Here is a 15112-nt window from a genome sequence, read left to right on the forward strand (position 1 = left end):
CACCGGCCCCGCGGGTGCCCGGCGTCTACTTCTTGACGACGCGGTAGCGGAGGTTGGCCATGTCGCCCGGCCCCTCGACGCTGATCGTCTCCAGGGCGACCCAGTCGCCGCCCGGGTTGTCGAAGAGCCGGACGCCGTCTCCCACCAGGACCGGCACCAGGTGGATCAGAAGCTCGTCGACCAGGCCCGCCTCGATGCACTGCCGGGCCACGTTGGCGCCGGTCACCACGACGTTCTTGCCGTTCGCGGACTCCAGGGCCGTGGCGATGACGTCGCGGACGTCGCCGGAGAAGAACGTGATCGTCGGGTCGACCGACTCGGGGGGCGGCTGACGGGTGAGGACGAACAGCTGCCCCTGCAGGGCGCCGCCGTAGACCTTCTTACCGGTGTCGGGGCCGAGGTTGACGCTGCGCCTGCCCGCCACCATGGCACCGGTCGTCCGGATAATCTCCTGAAACATCTCAGGAGAAACTCCGGAATGCCCGAATGTCCAGTCCATTTCTCCCTTCGGGCCCGCGATGAAGCCGTCCAAGGACATCGTCACGTGCCACAGCACTTTTCCCATACCGCGTCTCCATAGAACTCGTCGTCCGTCCTCTTTCGGCCTCCCACCTTTTCACTTCCGCCGGTGTGAATGTGGCCGAATCATGAAAAAGAACGGCGAGCGGAGCCTCCGGTGTCCTTTACGAAAGACCTGCCGCCCTTCTCTCCGCGCCGTCGGGAAGGGTGAACAACGGATGTCCCGGCCGTTACCGGGACCGGTTTCCGGAGGAAAGGGAGGCGTTGTACTCCTCCAGCAGCCTCTGGGCCTCGGCGCTCGCCCGGGTGAACCGGTCGGCCGGATCGGTGCCGGAGAGCAGGACGTCGTGCATCGCCGTGGCCGTGACCTCCTGGATCGCGGAGAAGTCGCCGAACAGCGCCCCCCGGGTCGCGGGGGAGTCCTTCGTGGCGTCGAGCTGGTCGACGCCGACCCTGAAATGCGGGTTCCGGTCGAACCAGCCCTCCCGCGCCTGCCGGTCGACCGCCGTGCGGGTGGTCGGGACGAAGGTCCGGTCCAGCTCGTACATGTCGGCGGGATGGCGGGGGCCGGAGAGATACTGCAGGAAGGCCAGCGCGCCGTCCCGGGTGGCCTCGTCGAGGCCGGAGGCCAGCCAGAGGGACTCGCCGCCGATCAGGTTGCCCGCGCAGGGGACGCGCCCGTTGTGCGGTGCCCGGCCCACCGCCACCCGGAACCCGGCCTCGCGCGCCGCGCGCAGGATGGGCCCGGTCTCGACCGAGGAGTTGAGCAGGAAGGCGGTGCGCTGCGCGGCGAAGGCGTCGAAGGTGCCCTGCCAGTCCATCTTCTTGCCGGTGTAGAGGTAGTGGCCGTCGCGGTGCAGGCGATGCCACCACGTGACGTAGGCCATCATCTCCGGCGAGGTGAGGTCGACCTTCTCGGCCCGGCCCGAGCGCCCGTTGTCGTGGTCGGCCAGCAGGCCGCCCTGCTGGGCGACCGCCTGCTGGAAGAACCAGCCGTAGTTCGCCCAGGTGATCCCGTGGGACGGACCGTCGCGCAGCCCGGCGACCGCCCGGCAGGCGTCCTCGACCTCCTCCCACGTCCGCGGCACCTCCCGCACGCCCGCCGCCTCGAGCAGCGTCATGTTGGCGTAGAACAGGATGGTCGAGGTGTTGCGCGGCATGGACAGCAGCCGGCCGCCGAGGGAGTAGTAGTTGCGGACGGTGGCCACGATGTCGTCGATCACGACCGGTTCGCCGAGGATCTCCTCCCGGCCGCCGATCGCCTCCTCCAGCGGGACGAACAGCGGGCCGCCGTCCTTCGAGCGGGCGTCGTGGGCCTCCTGGGTGAACGGGTGGTGGTAGGCGACGACGTGCGGGGCCGCACCCCGCTCGACGGCCTGGGCGATCTCCCGCGGGGTCGTCCGCACGTCGACGGGCCGGATGTCGATCGCGTACTCCGGATGGGCGGCGCCGAACTCCTCGGCCCGCCTCCTGACGGGATCGAGCAGCTCCGGCCAGAGGAACCAGTGGTTGAGCCAGACATTAATAATGATCTTGCTTGACAATTCAATTCTCCTTGTTGTGTGGTTCCCGGTCGCACCGAAAAGGCATTTTCCGGGTGCGGTGCCGGTGATATGCACAACTGTCTCTCAAAATACACATGTTCCGTGCCGGAGACCGTTCCCGCATCTTCTGGATTGCTCACCGAGAATCGCCGGGAATCGCCGTCGAATATCACGGTTGACCGCAACCCAGGAGATGCAGCGCCGTCTCGGGTGACATGACACTGACCCCATGGCCGTTTTCGAAGGCAGAACCGAAGTCATCACCCGCGGGGCCGGGCTGCCCGGCCCGCCGCGCGCTCCGGCCGGGGAGCGCCGGGACCCCTACGTGCTGCGCGCCCTGTCCGGCCCCGAGGAGACCGCGCTCGCCGACGCCGTGCTCGCCGACGCCTTCGGCATCGAGGGGCTGGTCGACGGCCCGCCCGAGCACCTTGTCTTCGAGCCGTCCCGCAACCACGTCGCCGAACACCGGGGCGAGATCGTCGCGAACCTGGCGGCGCTCACCAGGAGGATGACCGTTCCCGGCGCCGTCCTGCCCGCGGCGCACATCACCCGCGGGGGCGTACGGCAGACGCACCGCCGCCGCGGCCTGATGACCCGTCTCCTGGGCGGGCAGCTGCGCGAGTCCCGTGACGTGCACGGCGAGTTCCTGGCGGTGTTGTGGGCGAGCGAGGGCCGCATCTACCAGCGGTACGGCTTCGGCATGGCGAGCCAGAACCAGACCTTCCTGATCGACAACCGCGAGGTGCGGCTGAACCGGCCGCCCGACGGGTCCGCGGGACAGCTGCGCGAGGCGGCGCCCGCGCGGGTGGGCCGGGAACTGCGCGCGGTGTACGAACGCGTCCACCCGAGCCGTCCCGGCTGGTCCAGCCGCGACGACAACGTCTGGCACCAGCTGCTGGAGGACCCGCCGCCCCCGTTCCGGCAGGGCTACTCCGCCAAACGCGCGCTCGTGTTCGACGGCCCGGACGGGCCCGAGGGGTACGCGATCTGGAAGCGCAGGCAGGAGTGGGACGGCGGCGTGGCCAAGGGCGAGGCGAGCGTGGTCGAGGTGGTCGCCGCCACGCCCGTCTCCTACGCCGCCCTGTGGCACTTCCTGCTCTCGGTCGACCTGACCAGGACCGTCCGCTGCGACTTCGCCGCCGTGGACGAGCCGCTGCTCCTGCTGGTCAACGAGCCCCGCGACCTCGGCGTCTCGGTCAGCGACGGGCTGTGGGTGCGGCTGCTCGACCTGCCGGGCGCGCTGTCCGCGCGCCGCTACGCCGTCCCGCTGGACGTGGTGATCCAGGTCACCGACGCGATGCTGCCCGAGAACGCCGGCCGCTGGCGCCTGACCGTCCGCGACGGCGAGGCGGCCTGCGTCGCGACCGCCGACGATCCCGACCTCTCCGGCGACGTCGCCGACCTCGGCGCCGCCTACCTCGGCGGCGTCTCGCTCGGCGCGCTGGGCGCCGCCGGACGTGTCCGCGAGCACCGGCCCGGCGCGCTCGCCACCGCGAGCGCCGCCTTCGGCTGGCACGTCGGGCCGTCCGCGCTCGACATTTTCTGACCGGGACGGCGGAATTCGGCAAGCCAAGAGAAACGTGCCGTCGCAGCTGAATGTGAGAACACCGACGTGGGCACAGTAGAACAGTTCTCCGAGGCTCCGGGGAAACCGGTCGCCGGCCCGCCGGAATATCCCGTGCGCCAGGCGCACCGGATAACCGGAATCCTCGACACCGACGCGTTGCGGGCCGCGTGGCGGGAGGTCGTCCGCCGGCACGGGATTCAGCGCGGCGCCTTTCTGGAGTTCGCCGACATGAGCGCGCCGCCCGTCGGCGAGGTGAATTCACGGTTCGAGTGGTTGTACGCCGGACGGCAGGCCGAAGGGGACGGCGGGCGGCACGGCGGGCCGGGCGCGGAACCGCCCACCGCCCGGAAACCCGAACCGCCCGCCGCCCGGAAACCCGAACCGGACGGCGGGCCGGGCGCGGATCCGGACGCCGGTCGGGAGAAGACCCCCTCCGGCGCCTCCGCCGGGGAGGCGGCCGCCCGGCTGATCCTGGTACGGCTGGCCCGCACCGAACACCTCCTGCTGCTCGCGCTGCGCCGGGAGGTCGCCGGCGGCCGGTCGGCGGCGATCCTCACCGCGGAACTGTCGGCCTGTTACGAGGCCGTGCTCGCCGGACGGCCGGCCCGGGACGCGCTGCCTCCCCTCGCCGTGCCCCTCGCCGTGCCCTTCACCGTGCCCCTCACCGTGCCCCACCCCGGCCGGGCGCGGCGGCACGACGAGCCGGACGCCGCGGGATCCGAACGCGACCTGGACTGGTGGGTCTCCGCGCTGACCCCGCCCCCGCCGCCGACGACGCCGCCGGTGGACCGGGCCAGGCCCGCCGGGGACACGACCCACGCGGGCCTCCAGCCGTTCGAGTGGGACGACGACCTCGGCCGCCGCCTGGCGGAGGTGGCCGAGGCGCGGGACACGACGCCCGGCGTCGTCCTGCTCGCGGCGCTGCATACCCTGCTGCACCGCTACGGCGACGCCGACCGGGTGGCCGTGGGCGTGCCGGGGACGCCGGATCCGCGGCCCGGCGTCCCCGGCACGCTCCACCCGATGGCCCCACCGCGCGTGATCTGCGCGGACTTCTCCGGGACTCCCACCTTCGGCGAACTCCTCGCGAGGGTGACGCGCTTCGCGCGGGAGGCGTCCGGCCACCGGGCGGTCTCCCCGGACCGGCTCGCCCGTGCCCTGGGCGGAACCTCCCCGTTCACCGTCATGGCGGTCCTGCCCGACGGGCCCGAACCCGAGCTCAGGCTGCCCGGAACCGTCACCGGGCGGGAACGGCTCGCCGAGCGGGGACCGGTCACGGCCAGGGCCGATCTCACCCTGGTCGTGGACAGGGTCCGGCCCGGGATCGCCGGTGCCCTGGAGTACCGGGCCGCGCTGTTCGACCGGTCGTCCGCCCGGCTCGTGCTGGAGCAGCTGCGCACGCTGCTGACGGCCGCCCTCGCCGAGCCGGACACCCCCGTCGGGGAGCTGCCGCTCGACGAGCCGGAGTCGGTCCGCCGGGCCGTACGGGAGGCGGACCGGATCGCGGACGCCGTCCCGGCCGAGCTGCCGGTCCACGGGCTGGTGCGCCGGTGGGCCGAGCGGCACCCGGAGGCGGAAGCGGTGGTCTGGGACGGTTCGGCCACTTCCTACCGCGAACTCCGGCGGCGGGCGGAGACCGTCACCGCCGCGCTGCGGGCGCTCGGCGGCGTCGGCGGCTCGCCCGTCGTGGTGCGGGTGGCGCCGGGGCCGCTGCGGTTCGCCGCCCTGCTCGGGGTGCTCGGCGCGGGAGGACACCTGGCCTGGTTCGGCACCGGCGACGCGGGGGAACGGGGCAAGGCGATCATCGAGGATTTGCGGCCCGCCTGCCTGGTGGTGGACGGCACAGCGGCCGGGGACGGACTGGCCCGGTGGTACCGCGAGGAGCTGAACGGCCGGGTGCTGGACCTGGCCGCCCCGCGCCCCGAGGACCCGCGCCACGAGGACCCGCGCCACGAGGACCCGCGTCTCGAGGAGAAGGCGGACGAGGACCCGGGGGAGGGGGCGGCGCCGTACGACGGGCCGGACGGCAGGGCGTACGTCGCCCACACCTCAGGCTCGACCGGAAGACCGAAGGGCGTCCCCCAGACCCACGCGGCCCTGGCGCAGTTCACCACCTGGATGGCCGCGGAGTTCGGCATCGGCCCCGGATCCCGGGTGGCGAACTGGGTGGCGCCCGAACACGACCCCGCCCTGTGCGAGGTCTTCGCCACGCTCGTCTCGGGGGCCACGCTGTACCCGGTGCCCGAGCGCGTCAGGCTGAACCCGGACGCGCTGGCCGACTGGCTCGTGGAGCAGCGGATCACACTCATCCAGACGGTTCCCAGCTTCGCCGGGGAACTGCTCGGCGTGATCGAGGGCAGGGAACCCGCCGAGCGGCCGTCGTCGCTGCGTCACATCCTGCTGATGGGGGAGGCGCTGTCCGGCGAACTGGTCAACGGCCTGCGCGCGGCGCTGCCCGGGACCCGGCTGGTCAACCTGTACGGCCCGACCGAGACGATCGCGGCCACCTGGTACGAGGCGGAAGGCGCCGTCCACGGCCCGGTGCCGATCGGACGGCCCATCCCGGGGCGTCAGGTGCTCGTCCTGGACGACGCGGACCGGCCCTGCCCGACCGGGGTCACCGGCGACATCGTCGTCCGCACGCCGTACGTCACCTCCGGCTACCTCGGCGCCGGAGCGGGAGACGACTCGGCCTTCAGGCCGGTCCCCGGCCTCGCCAGCCCTGAACCCGGCCACGGCTCCGGCTCAGGCCTCGACCGCGGCCCCGACGGCCCCGGGGCCGGGGCCGTGACCGCCGGCTGGTACCGGACCGGGGACCTCGGCCGACGGCGCCGGGACGGACTGCTGGAGTTCCGCGGACGCGGGGACTTCCAGGTGAAGCTCCTCGGCAACAGGGTCGAGCTCACCGAGATCGAGGCGGCGCTCACCGAGCACGACTCGGTGGCGGAGTGCGCCGTGGTCCCGCTCACCGGCCAGGACGGGCTGGTCACCCGCCTGGTGGTGTGCGTCGTGCCACGCGACACCCCGCACGGTCCCGCCGGCTCACCCAAGGTCTGGCGGGACCACCTGCGTCGCAGGTTCGGCGCGTTCACGCTGCCCGCGTCATTCGAGACCCTCGGCAGTCGGCTCCCGCGCAACCTCGCGGGCAAGGTCGATCGGCGCGGGCTTCGCCAGTCCATGAACAGCCCCAAAAAACCACTATGAGGTGAAGAACGTGACGTTGATTGACACCGGCCTGTCGGTTGACTTCGACGGCGAGAGCCTGGACATCGCCGGGATCCGGAGGGTCGCCGAGGATCGGGTGCCCTGCGGTGTGACCCGGGAGGCACTGGCCAAGGCCGCCGCCAGCAGGCGGATGTTCGAGGAGATCGTCGAGCAGAACATTCCCATTTACGGGGTCACCACCGGCTACGGCGAAATGATCTACATGCTGGTGGACACCTCGAACGAGGTCGAACTCCAGACCAACCTGGTCCGCAGCCACAGCGCCGGAGTGGGGCCGCTGTTCGCCGAGGACGAGGCACGCGCCATCGTCGCCGCCAGGCTCAACGCCCTGGCCAAGGGGCACTCCGCGGTACGCCCCGACGTGCTGGAGCGGCTGGCGCTCTACCTGAACCTGGGCATCACGCCCGCGGTCCCGGAGATCGGGTCGCTGGGCGCCAGCGGCGACCTGGCCCCGCTCTCGCACATCGCCGCCACCGTCATCGGCGAGGGCTACATCCTGCGCGACGGCGCGCGGGTGCCGACCGGCCAGGTGCTGCGCGAGTACGGCATCGAGCCGCTGCAGCTGCGGTTCAAGGAGGGGCTCGCGCTGATCAACGGCACGTCGGGCATGACCGGCCTCGGATCCCTCGTCGTCAGCCGCGCCATGGACCAGGTACGGCAGGCCGAGACCATCACGGCGCTGGTGATCGAGGCCCTGCAGGGCTCCAACAGCCCCTTCCTGCCCGAGGGGCACGACGTGGCGAAACCGCACCGCGGCCAGATCGACACCGCGGCCAACATGCGGGCGCTGATGCGCGGCAGCGGGCTGACCGTGGACCACGCCGTGCTGCGCGACCAGGTGCAGGACAGCAAGCAGAACGGCAAGAGCGTGCAGCGCACCGACGTCTACCTGCAGAAGGCGTACTCCCTGCGCGCCATCCCGCAGGTGGTCGGAGCCGTCAGGGACACCCTCTACCACGCGGTGACCAAGCTGGAGATCGAGCTCAACTCGGCCAACGACAACCCGCTGTTCTTCGAGGGGCAGGAGATCTTCCACGGCGCGAACTTCCACGGCCAGCCCATCGCGTTCGTGATGGACTTCGTGACGATCGCGCTCACCCAGCTCGGCGTGCTCTCCGAGCGGCGGACCAACCGCCTGCTGAACCGGCACCTCAGCTACGGCCTGCCCGAGTTCCTCGTCAAGGGCGACCCGGGGCTCAACAGCGGGTTCGCGGGCGCGCAGTACCCGGCGACGGCGCTGATCGCGGAGAACCGGACGATCGGCCCGGCCAGCACCCAGAGCGTTCCCTCCAACGGCGACAACCAGGACATCGTCAGCATGGGCCTGATCTCCGCGCGCAACGCGCGCCGGGTCCTGCGCAACAACGACACGATCCTCGCCCTGGAACTCCTCGCCGCGGCCCAGGCGGTCGACCTCGCCGGAAGGCGCGACCGGCTCAGCCCCGTCGCCAGGACCACCTACGACATGATCCGCGCGTACGTGCCCACGCTGGACCACGACCGCTACATGGCCGACGAGATCGAGCTGACGGCGGCGGCGCTGTCCCGCGGGGAGTTCCTCGCCGCGGCCCGGCAGAACGGCGTCGAGCTGCGCTGAGCCCACGCCGGAGCATCCGGCGGACGCACACAGGAATGACGGACGTGGCCGGGGGGCGCCACCGAGGCGTGACCATCGGCGATGGCCGGCGTTCGGAGAAAGGAGTTGAACAGTGACCGAACTGATCAGGGTGCGGCCCGACGCGGAACTCGACGACGTCGTCGACATCCTCGAACGCGAGGGGGCGGTGATCGTCGAGGACCTCGCCGACGGCGTCACCCTCAAGGGACTGTGGAACGACCTCGGCCCGGTCCTGGACGCCGCCAACCACTGCGAGCGCGGGTACGACGGGCACCGGACCCGGCGCGTCTCCTCGCTGTTCGCCCGGACCCCCCACCTCACCCCGGTGGTGATGCAGCCTCTCTACCTGGGATCGGCCCGCAGGATCATGCAGAAGCCGGTCCACATGTGGGTCGGGCGATCCCGGGTCGAGGTGGTCCCGACCATTCAGATCAGCGCCACGCAGGCCATCCAGATCGACCCCGGCCAGGGCAAACAGCCCCTCCACCGGGACGACTCACTGCACCTGCGCCGCCATCCGGGCCCGGCGAGCCGGGTGCAGCTGATGCTCGCCATGACGGAGTTCACCGCCGAGAACGGCGCCACGCTGGTCATCCCGGGAAGCCACCACTGGGACGACGAGACCCCGCCCCGCTACGAGGAGGCGTCCCCCGCCGCGATGCCGGCCGGTTCGGCCCTGATCTGGCTGGGCGGCGTCTACCACAGCGGCGGCGCCAACACCACGGACGGGCCGAGGGTCAGCCTCACCGTCTCGCTGGACCTGGGCAACCTGCGCCAGGAGGAGAACCAGTACCTGGCGGTGCCCAGGGACGTCGTCATGACCTACCCCGAGGAGCTGCGGCGGCTGCTCGGCTACGACCGCTGCCCGCCCGGCGTCGGATGGTTCGAGATGCAGGACCCGCACATGGTCCTGGAGCACGAGAGTCTCGAACAGGCCCGTGCCGCGGCGGCCCTGATCGGCCCGGAGGACCGGTGACCATGAGCGCTCTCGAAACCCACGTGACCCACGTGCCGGACGCCTCGCGGGCCCGGGCCCCGCTCTCCCTGCAGCAGGAGTTCCTGCGCCTGTTCGACAGGGGAGAGGGGGTGGGCGCGTTCGGCCCGCGCTACCACCACGTCGACGGCTGGCACGTGCGGGGACGGATCGACGTCGGCACGCTGCAGGCGGCACTGGACGACGTGGTGGCGCGGCACGAGGCGCTCCGCACGTCCCTGGTGCGGGACGAGGACGGCTGGTACCAGGGGATCCTGCCGCCCGGCCCGTCCTCCCTGCTGGTCCGCGACCTGCCGGAGGCGGCCGGGGACGACCGCGACCGGCGCGTCCAGGAACTGCTGAACGAGGTCGAGGCCGGCACCTTCGACCCGCGACGGCAGCCGCTGCTGCGGGCGATCCTCGTCCGGTTCGGCGACCGTGACGCGCTGCTCATGCTGAACGCGCACCACCTGGCGATCGACTCCTGGTCCATGCAGCTGATCCTCCGCGACCTCGCCGCCCGCTACGCCGCCCGGAGAGGGCACGCCGTGCCCGCGCTTCCCCGGGCGCGCCAGTACCGGGAGTACGCGGCGGACCAGCTGGCGGGCTCGGCGGACGCCGCCGTGCTCGCCGCGCGGGAGTACTGGCGGGAGAAACTGCGGGGCGCGCGGCTGCTGGCCATGCCGACCGACCTGCCCCGGTCGGCCGGTTCCTGGGAGACGACCTCGTGGCACCGCGTCTCGACCGGCGAGGATCTGCGGGCCGCGACGGCGCGGTTCGCCGCCGCCACGCGCAGCTCGCCGTTCATGGTGCTGCTCGCGGCCTACAAGGTGCTGCTGCACGAGATGACGGGCACCACGGACATCGTCGTCCCGACCTTCACCCCCGGCCGGAACGAGGCGCGCTTCCAGGACACGGTCGGGTCCTTCTTCAACTTCGTCCCGCTCAGGACCGACCTCGCGGGCTGCCGTACGTTCCGGGACGTGGTCGGGCGGGTCCGCGCCACCTGCGTGGAGGCCTACGCGAACGAGATCCCGCTCCTGCACGTCCTGGCCGAGGCCCCCGAGCTGATGGCCCCCGCCCTCGGGGACGACCTCGCGCCCTGGGTGTTCCAGGTCGTCCAGCCGCCCCTGCAGATGGACGGCGAGCTGATCGGCGACCTGGAGTACTCCGCGATCTGGCGCAGGGAGCTGTCCCAGGAGACCGGGTCGTACGTCCCGGACGGCATGCTCTGGTGCCTGCACCTCGGCCCCTCCGGGGGGCTTCTCGCCAATCTGGCGTTCAGCCGCGGCCTGATCCGTGAGGACAGGGTCGGCGAGCTGGCGGCGGAGTTCTTCCGGACGCTGGGCGCGGGGATCTCCGACCCCGACGGCCCGCTGCACCGCCTCCCCGCACGAACCGAGTGACCGACTGTGACCAGAGCTGGAGGGTTTCGCATGACGGATGACCACATCGCGGCCGCCGAACGGCGCGTCGAGCAGATATGGAAGGACGTGCTCGGCCTGCCGGAGGCGCGGCCCGACGCCACGTTCTTCGAGTCCGGCGGGCAGTCCATCGCCGCGGTCAGGATCGTCGCCCGCATCGAGAAGGAACTCGGTGTCGACGTCGACATGGGCGACCTGTTCGAGGACCCGGACCTGGCGACCTTCAGACACGACGTCGCGGTCAAGGCGGGCTCCGTGGCGCGGGAGGACGCCCGGTCCGCCTGACGCGAGAAGCCGATCCCGTACGAGCGGAAAAGGACGGCAGTGACATGACGGTGACGACATGGCGGCGACGACATGACGGTGATGACATGGCGGTGACGACATGACGGTGACGCGGCGGCGCCTTCCGAACGGCCTGGAGGTGACGCAGGTCGACCCCGGTGAGGCGGCCCTGCTCTACCGGGAGATATTCGTGGAGAAGTCGTACCTGCGCGACGACTTCCCGGTCACGAGCCCGCGGGTCGTCTTCGACATCGGCGCCAACATCGGGCTGGCCTCGATGTTCTTCAAGCAGTGCTTTCCCGGGGCGTTCGTCGTCGCCGCCGAGCCGGGCCCCGACCCGTATCTGGCGCTGCGGGAGAACTTCGCGCGGCACGTGCCCGGCGGGGTGACGCACAACGTCGCCCTGGCGGAGCGCGGCGGCGTCGCGCGCTTCGGCTACTACCCGGCCGCTCCGGCCGAGTCCGGCCTCTACGCCGACCCGGCCGGTGAGACCGAGCTGGCCAAACGACTCCTCATGGAGAGCGGCTTCACCGAGCCGGAGGCCGAGAGGTTCTCCCGGGAGCGGCACCGTCTCTCCTACGTCGAGTGCCGCACCGTCACCCTCTCCGAGCTGATCAGGGAGACGGGAGTCGACAGGATCGACCTGCTGAAGATCGACGTGGAGAAGAGCGAGTGCGACGTGCTCGCCGGAATCGAGGAACCCGACTGGGCCAGGATCCGGGAGACGGTGATCGAGGTCCACGACGTGGACGGCAGGCTGGCCCGGGTTCTGGCGCTGCTACGCGGCCACGGCTTCCAGGTCCGCACCTGCCAGGAGAACCGGCTCTCCGGCACGGACATGCACATGCTCTTCGCCACCAGGACGGACTGAGCCGCCGTCCCCCGTCACCGGGAGGACCCGGTACGGCCCGGACCGCCCGGCGGCCGGAGGGCAACCACGGAGATGCGTCGCGTCGTGGCGCGGTGCCAGTCTCGGGTGGTGGCGGGCAGGAAACACGCTCTTTTTCGCTCTTCTCGCAAAGGAGGACCCGATGGAGATCACCGAAGCACCGCCGAGGGCGGAGCTCGTTCGCCGTGCCGCCGAACTCGTGCCCCTGCTCCAGAAGAACGCGATCTGGGCGGAGGAGAACAGATGCCTTCATGACGAGACGATCGAGGCACTGACCGACGCCGGCATCCTGAAGATGAGGGTTCCCACCCGTTACGGTGGCTACGAGTCCGACATGCGCACCGTCGTGGACGTGATCTCCGAGCTGGGCCGGGGTGACGGCTCCACCGCCTGGACCGTCGCGGTGTGGGCGATCAGCACGTGGGTGGTCGGCATGTTCCCCGACAACGTGCAGGACGAGGTCTTCTCGACCCCCGACGTCCGGGTCAGCGGAATCCTGAGCCCGAGCGCGGTAGGGGTGCCCACAGACGGCGGTGTCGTCCTCAACGGCCGGTGGTCGTTCAACACCGGATCCCGGCAGAGCCGGTGGAACACCAACGCGGCCGTACTGGCCACCCCCGACGGGGGATACGAGCCGATCATGACGCTCATCCCGCTGTCGGACCTGCAGATCGTCGACGACTGGCACACGGCCGGGCTCAGGGGCACGGGCAGCGTCACCACGGTCGCCGAGGGGGTCTTCGTCCCGCACGAGCGCGTGCTCCCGGTGGGCCCGCTGCTCCAGGGGCAGCACCGCTCCGAGCGGAACGCGGACTCCCCGATGTACCGCTCGCCGTTCATGCCGATAGCCTGCACCACCGTCAGCGCCCCGGCGCTCGGCCTGGCGAAGGCCGCCAAGGAGGCCTTCTTCGAGCGGCTGCCCGGCCGGAAGATCACATACACCGCCTACGAGAGCCAGCGCGAGGCGCCGCTCACCCACCTGCAGGTCGCCGAGGCGGCCATGAAGATCGACGAGGCGGAGTTCCACGCCCACCGCGCGGCCGGTCTCATCGACGCCAAGGTCGCCGCGGGCGAGCAGTGGACGCTCGAGGAGCGCGCACGCGTCCGCCTCGACATGGGAGCGGTCAGCCTCCGGGCGAAGGAGGCCGTGGACATCCTCAACACCGCGAGCGGCGGATCGTCGATCTACACGAGCGTGCCGATCCAGCGCATCGAACGTGACGTCCAGACCCTCAACCTGCACGCCATCATGCACCCCAACACCAACCTCGAACTCTACGGCCGGATCATGTGCGGCCTGGAGCCCAACACCCTCTACATCTGACGCCCGTGTCCAACGCGGCGACCGCACCCTCTCACCGTGTCCGGTGGTGCGGTGACCGAGTCCCCCACGGGGCCAACGCGGTGACCGCACCCCCTCGCCGCACCTGACGTGGCGACCGCACCTCCCCGCCGTACCTGACGCGGTGACCGCACCCCCTCGCCGTATCTGACGTGGTGACCGCACCTCCTGCCTCCCTGCCGTATCTGACGTGGTGACCGCATCCTCTGCCTCCCCGCCGCGTCTGACGCGGTGACCGTGTCCGCTCGCCGTGCTCGTGGTCGTCCGGGGCGCCGGTGCGGTGAGCGGTGGAACAGAGCGGATCGGCGCCGGTGAGCGGTGCCCGGCCCGGTACGAGTTCCCGGTCAGAGCACCAGCCGTCCCGCGCCCGCCCACGGCCGTGCCACCACACGGCCGTGGCAGGGGGGCGCGGCGTACCGCCGACCATTCGAGAGACGAAGGATCTTCGCGCCATGGCACTCACCTCGCACGTTCTCGAACAGGACTTCCCGCCCCCGCCCGAGCCCGGACTGACGCCGTCGGAGATCATCGCCAGGGCCGAGGCCATGGTGCCGACCCTGGTCGAGCGTCAGGCGGAGACCGAGGAGCGCACCTTCTATGCGCCGGACACCCACGAGGCGTTCGCCGCCGCGGGTTTCTACCGGATCCTGGTTCCCCGGCGCTACGGAGGTTACGAGTTCGGGCTCGGCACCTTCATGCGCGTGGTGATGACGCTGGCACGAGGCTGCCCGTCGACCGGATGGATGTACTGCCTGGGGGCGGCGCACGCGCTGGTGGCCGCCACGCTGTTCGAGGAGCGGGCGCAGGCGGAGTTCTTCGGCGCGGGCGACTTCATCTGCCCGGCCGTGGTCGCCGCCACCGGCACCGCCGAGCGCGCGGACGACGGGCACTGGGTGGTCAACGGCACCTGGGCGTACTGCTCGGGCGCGCCGTACGCCACGCACTTCATAGGGCACGCGCTCGTGGCGGGCGAGCAGGGACAGCCGCCGCGTCCCCTCATGTTCCTCATCCCGCGCGACCGGTTGCGGGTGCTGGACGACTGGGGCCGGCAGCTCGGCCTCAAGGGCAGCGGGTCGCACAGCATCACCGTCGAGAACGCGCGGATTCCCGACCACTTCGTCCTGGACGCGACCCACCTCAGCGACGTGACCGTCACCGGCGGGACCCCCGGTCTCACCCTGCACGGCAACCCCCAGTACGGCGGTGCCCCGCTCAGCTCCATGGCCGTCGAGGGCGCGGCGCTGGCGGTCGGGATGGCCCAGGGGGCCCTCGACGTCTACGAGGAGCTGGTGCGCACCAAGCAGACGCTCACCCCGCCCATCGTCACGCGCGCCGACAGCCCCGACTACCAGCTCTGGTACGGCAAGGCGTTCGGCATGGTCGCCGCCGCCGAGGCGATGGTGCTGAGCGCCATCCAGCAGTGGGACGACCTGTGCGCGCGGGGCCCGGCGGCCTTCACGGTGGAGGAGGACTTCCGGATCGCCATGATCTGCCGCGAGTCGGCCGCACTGGCGTGGCGGGCGGTCGAGGAGGTCATCCAGCCGACGGCGGGATCGGGCGCGGTCCGCGCGGGGGAGCGTCTCGAACGCATCTGGCGTGACCTGTCGACGGGGCACAGCCATGCCGGATTCGCGGTGCTCCTCACCACGACGATCAACCGCGCCCTCGCCCAGATCAGGCTCGGACGGCAGGCCGCCGAACACTGACCGGCCCTGAAGAACCGGGT

General features: G+C 71.5%; 11 protein-coding genes. 9 read left to right on the forward strand and 2 right to left on the reverse strand.

What is annotated here, in order from left to right:
• Positions 1 to 25: 25 nt before the first annotated feature.
• Together AB0N02_RS16660 and AB0N02_RS16665 are read right to left on the reverse strand one after the other, a co-directional pair.
• Positions 26 to 565, reverse strand: a complete 540-nt coding sequence (locus AB0N02_RS16660; protein ID WP_363946672.1) for a dihydrofolate reductase family protein — start codon at positions 563 to 565, stop codon at positions 26 to 28.
• 184 nt (positions 566 to 749) lie between these two features.
• The gene (locus AB0N02_RS16665) at positions 750 to 2063 is read right to left on the reverse strand and encodes an extracellular solute-binding protein (RefSeq protein ID WP_363946673.1); all 1314 of its coding nucleotides are present in this window, start codon (positions 2061 to 2063) and stop codon (positions 750 to 752) included.
• A gap of 229 nt (positions 2064 to 2292) precedes the next feature.
• Here AB0N02_RS16665 and AB0N02_RS16670 point away from each other — a divergent pair, with 229 nt between their 5' ends.
• The 9 genes from AB0N02_RS16670 (at position 2293) to AB0N02_RS16710 (ending at position 15092) form a co-directional block, all read left to right on the forward strand.
• Positions 2293 to 3609, forward strand: a complete 1317-nt coding sequence (locus AB0N02_RS16670) for a GNAT family N-acetyltransferase (protein ID WP_363946675.1) — start codon at positions 2293 to 2295, stop codon at positions 3607 to 3609.
• A gap of 66 nt (positions 3610 to 3675) precedes the next feature.
• A complete protein-coding gene (locus AB0N02_RS16675; protein ID WP_363946678.1) occupies positions 3676 to 6834 on the forward strand; it encodes an AMP-binding protein in 3159 nt (1052 codons plus the stop codon).
• A 10-nt stretch (positions 6835 to 6844) separates the two neighbouring features.
• Positions 6845 to 8452 carry a tyrosine 2,3-aminomutase gene (gene cmdF, locus AB0N02_RS16680; protein ID WP_363946681.1) on the forward strand — a complete coding sequence of 536 codons (1608 nt, stop codon included), beginning with the start codon at positions 6845 to 6847 and terminating at the stop codon, positions 8450 to 8452.
• A gap of 112 nt (positions 8453 to 8564) precedes the next feature.
• Entirely contained in the window at positions 8565 to 9449 is an 885-nt protein-coding gene (locus AB0N02_RS16685) for a phytanoyl-CoA dioxygenase family protein (RefSeq protein ID WP_363946684.1), read from the forward strand.
• A 2-nt stretch (positions 9450 to 9451) separates the two neighbouring features.
• A complete protein-coding gene (locus tag AB0N02_RS16690) occupies positions 9452 to 10852 on the forward strand; it encodes a condensation domain-containing protein (protein ID WP_363946687.1) in 1401 nt (466 codons plus the stop codon).
• Positions 10853 to 10882: 30 nt separating this feature from the next.
• Positions 10883 to 11155: a phosphopantetheine-binding protein gene (locus tag AB0N02_RS16695; RefSeq protein WP_363946690.1), complete on the forward strand. Its 273-nt coding sequence runs from the start codon at positions 10883 to 10885 to the stop codon at positions 11153 to 11155.
• A gap of 100 nt (positions 11156 to 11255) precedes the next feature.
• Complete coding sequence (locus AB0N02_RS16700; protein ID WP_363946693.1) at positions 11256 to 12026, forward strand: FkbM family methyltransferase; 771 nt, start codon at positions 11256 to 11258, stop codon at positions 12024 to 12026.
• A 160-nt stretch (positions 12027 to 12186) separates the two neighbouring features.
• A complete protein-coding gene (locus AB0N02_RS16705) occupies positions 12187 to 13368 on the forward strand; it encodes an acyl-CoA dehydrogenase family protein (protein WP_363946696.1) in 1182 nt (393 codons plus the stop codon).
• A 470-nt stretch (positions 13369 to 13838) separates the two neighbouring features.
• Positions 13839 to 15092: an acyl-CoA dehydrogenase family protein gene (locus AB0N02_RS16710; protein WP_363946698.1), complete on the forward strand. Its 1254-nt coding sequence runs from the start codon at positions 13839 to 13841 to the stop codon at positions 15090 to 15092.
• The last annotated feature ends 20 nt before the right edge of the window (positions 15093 to 15112 follow it).

This window comes from Streptosporangium sp. NPDC051022 (genome assembly GCF_040683035.1).
GTDB lineage: Bacteria > Actinomycetota > Actinomycetes > Streptosporangiales > Streptosporangiaceae > Streptosporangium.

What these genes read in the sequence shown, in the direction of transcription:
- AB0N02_RS16660 (WP_363946672.1), bottom strand. Translation starts at nt 565, where the DNA reads ATGGGAAAAGTGCTGTGGCACGTGACGATGTCCTTGGACGGCTTCATC.
- AB0N02_RS16670 (WP_363946675.1), top strand. Translation starts at nt 2,293, where the DNA reads ATGGCCGTTTTCGAAGGCAGAACCGAAGTCATCACCCGCGGGGCCGGG.
- AB0N02_RS16690 (WP_363946687.1), top strand. Translation starts at nt 9,452, where the DNA reads ATGAGCGCTCTCGAAACCCACGTGACCCACGTGCCGGACGCCTCGCGG.
- AB0N02_RS16695 (WP_363946690.1), top strand. Translation starts at nt 10,883, where the DNA reads ATGACGGATGACCACATCGCGGCCGCCGAACGGCGCGTCGAGCAGATA.
- AB0N02_RS16700 (WP_363946693.1), top strand. Translation starts at nt 11,256, where the DNA reads ATGACGGTGACGCGGCGGCGCCTTCCGAACGGCCTGGAGGTGACGCAG.
- AB0N02_RS16705 (WP_363946696.1), top strand. Translation starts at nt 12,187, where the DNA reads ATGGAGATCACCGAAGCACCGCCGAGGGCGGAGCTCGTTCGCCGTGCC.
- AB0N02_RS16710 (WP_363946698.1), top strand. Translation starts at nt 13,839, where the DNA reads ATGGCACTCACCTCGCACGTTCTCGAACAGGACTTCCCGCCCCCGCCC.